This window comes from Halomonas sp. (assembly GCF_041689495.1).
Classification (GTDB): Bacteria; Pseudomonadota; Gammaproteobacteria; order Pseudomonadales; family Halomonadaceae; genus Halomonas.
Genome location: NZ_JBDNGD010000403.1, coordinates 1 through 1,947 on the forward strand (window position 1 = coordinate 1; position 1,947 = coordinate 1,947).

Annotated in this window: 3 protein-coding genes; 2 read left to right on the plus strand and 1 reads right to left on the minus strand. The window is 64.7% G+C overall.

Annotation, left to right across the window (positions count from 1 at the left end; translation table 11 throughout):
* The coding region (locus ACESMD_RS12700) for a winged helix-turn-helix domain-containing protein (protein ID WP_372613713.1) at positions 1-213 on the plus strand (213 nt) is incomplete at its 5' end.
* A gap of 1 nt (position 214) precedes the next feature.
* A complete protein-coding gene (phoR, locus tag ACESMD_RS12705) occupies positions 215-1,534 on the plus strand; it encodes a phosphate regulon sensor histidine kinase PhoR (RefSeq protein ID WP_372613715.1) in 1,320 nt (439 codons plus the stop codon).
* Between the two features lie 53 nt (positions 1,535-1,587).
* Here phoR and ACESMD_RS12710 read toward each other — a convergent pair whose 3' ends face one another.
* Positions 1,588-1,944, minus strand: coding sequence for a copper chaperone PCu(A)C (locus ACESMD_RS12710; protein ID WP_372613717.1), 357 nt, complete (start codon positions 1,942-1,944; stop codon positions 1,588-1,590).
* Positions 1,945-1,947 lie beyond the last annotated feature (3 nt).

A 1,947-nucleotide genomic window follows, 5' to 3' on the forward strand; every position in this document is an offset into this window, starting at 1 on the left:
GAGTACCGGCTGCTGCAGTTCTTCATGACTCACCCGGAACGCGCCTATACTCGCGGACAGCTGCTCGACCAGGTGTGGGGCGGCAATGTCTATGTCGAGGAGCGTACCGTGGATGTCCATATTCGCCGCCTGCGCAAGGCCCTGGGTGAGGCGCACCAGCACCTGATCCAGACCGTGCGCGGTACCGGCTACCGATTCTCCACCCAGGACTGACGTGCATCTCTGGAGACGCGAAATCTGGCGACTGGTCCTGCTGGCCGGTGGCGGCGCGCTGGCCGGGGCCTTCCTCTCGTTACCAGCCCTGGGCCTGGCCGTTGGCCTGGGACTCTGTCTCGCCCATCACCTGCGCCAGTTGCGTTCCCTGCACCGCTGGCTGACGCAGCGACCCCAGACCACCCCTCCCGACTCCAGCGGCCTCTGGGGGGAGCTTTTCGATCGCCTCTACCGCTACCAGAAGGGGCAGAGTCTGATCCAGGGCCGGTTACGCAGTATCCTGCAACGGATCCAGGAATCCTCGGAGGCCATGCGTGACAGCGTGGTGATGCTCGACCGCCACGGCAACCTGGAATGGTGGAACAGTGCCGCCGGTCAGATGCTGGGACTCAAGGTGGCCAATGACCGCGGACAGCACGTCACCAACCTGATCCGTGATCCGCGTTTCATAAGCTACTTCAAGGCGCGGGACTACGGCGCCCCCCTCACGCTGCCCTCGCCCATCGACGAGCGGCGGGTGCTGCAGTTCCAGATCACTCTCTACGGGGACGATGAGCGCTTGCTGATGGCACGCGACATCACCCGCCTGCATCGTCTGGAGCAGATGCGCCGTGATTTCGTGGCCAACGTCTCCCACGAGCTGCGAACGCCCTTGACCGTGCTCGCCGGTTACCTGGAAACCTACACGGATCATTCTGACCAGTTGCCGCCTCGGCTGTCCCGCGGCCTCGGCCAGATGCAGGAACAGACCACCCGCATGCAAAACCTGGTCGATGACCTTCTGCTGCTGTCACGTCTGGAAATCGACCAGGCTGGCGAGGACCACATCCCGCTGGCCATGGATAGCCTCCTGAAGAGCGTTCGCCTGGACGCCGAAACGCTATCCGGGGGACGCCAGACCATCCGGGTGGATATCCTCGACCACCGGGCCCTGTCCGGCAGCGAGCAGGAAATCCGCAGCGCGCTCTCCAACCTGGCCTTCAATGCGGTTCGCTATACCCAGGCAGGCAGTCACATCACCCTGCGCTGGCGACCCCATCCCCAAGGCGCCTGCCTGGAGGTAGAGGATGACGGCGAGGGCATCGACCCGGTGCATATCCCGCGTCTGACGGAGCGCTTCTATCGGGTCGACAAGGGGCGAAGCACCGCCACCGGTGGCACCGGCCTGGGTCTGGCCATCGTCAAGCACGTACTGCTGCGCCACGAGGCTAGACTGGAGATCCATTCGCGCCCCGGGGAGGGGGCCCGGTTCCGCTGCATCTTTCCCCGAGGCCAGTTGGTCACCGAGGACACCGAAACGTCCGACATCCCCCGGCCATGACGGGCGTTGGTCTCGCTACTGTTCGCCGGGATGTGCCTCGGCGTCACACTGCCCTACTCTGCCCGCTGGACGCTTACCTCCACCTGGACGTCAGCTCGCTCGGCGAAGTCCAGGGTCAAGGGGAAGCTGTCACTCTCGTTGTAGGGTGCCACCAGTTGCAGCAACATCAGGTGGTAACCACCGCCCGGGCGCAGGCTGAGGGTGGTACCGGCCGGCACCTCGATCCGCTCGACGCGCCGCATCGTCATGATGCCGTCGTCCATGCGCATGTCATGGATCTCGACGGACTCGCTGGCCGGGGTACTGGCACCGACAAGCACCGCCGGGGTATCGCCCTCCACGGAGATATCCAGATAGACGGCCCCGTGGGGCACGCTGGGTGGTGATGGCGGGGAAAACGCATTGCCTATTTA